The following is a 732-nucleotide window of genomic DNA, read 5'->3' as shown; positions in this document are numbered from 1 at the left end:
ATGGCTACCAGATTGCGGAGTTGACCGGTATGAACACCCGTGACGGCTGGCCGGAGGGGATGCGACTGATCGTCCGTCGCGTCAAGCCGTCACGGCGGCAGCTGAAGAAGCTGACCGACTTCGAGAAGAAGACCGGCTGGCGGTACTCCGTCACTGCCACGAACATCCGCCACATGTGGGGCATCGCGGGTTCCCATCAGATCCAGTTCCTCGACGCCCTGCACCGCGACCACGCCGAGGTCGAAGACCGCATCCGCACCGGCAAGGCCATGGGCCTGCACAACCTGCCCTCACAGTCATGGCAGATCAACGCGGCATGGATGCTCGCCGCGAACCTCGCCTGCGATCTCGACGCCTGGCTCCGTCTGCTGACTCTGCACGACAGCCAGGACCTGGCCAACGCCGAACCAGACACCATGCGGTTGCGCCTCTACCACCTGCCCGCCCGCCTGGCCTACCACGCCCGCCGCCGCTACCTGCGCATCGAGCGGACCTGGCCCTGGGCATCGGCGTTCACCACCAGCTGGAGGCGGCTCACCCAGCTTCCGGCCGTCACCTGACGGCCGGCATCGCCCCGACGAGGATCAGGAAGGAGGGCAGCCCCGCAGTCTCCGGGCCCGTGGAATCCGGCGCAGCCGCGGCGTCACGCGACGGCCCGTCCTCCACCGGCCAAGGACATTACGGGCGAACCGCCGGATCGATCAGCGATCGAACCCCGCTGACGAATCGAGG

At 67.6% G+C, this 732-nt stretch carries 1 protein-coding gene; it reads left to right on the top strand.

Features of this window, described 5'->3' with window-relative positions; genetic code table 11:
• Positions 1-560, top strand: a 560-nt coding sequence (locus ACL02U_RS32915) for a transposase (protein WP_412794679.1), incomplete at its 5' end; no start/stop codon positions are given.
• Positions 561-732 lie beyond the last annotated feature (172 nt).

It is taken from the genome of Streptomyces sp. MS06 (assembly GCF_047200655.1).
In the GTDB taxonomy this organism is placed as follows: Bacteria; Actinomycetota; Actinomycetes; order Streptomycetales; family Streptomycetaceae; genus Streptomyces.
The sequence above is the reverse complement of the archived record's forward strand: the minus strand, read 5'-3'. Positions and strand labels throughout refer to the sequence as shown.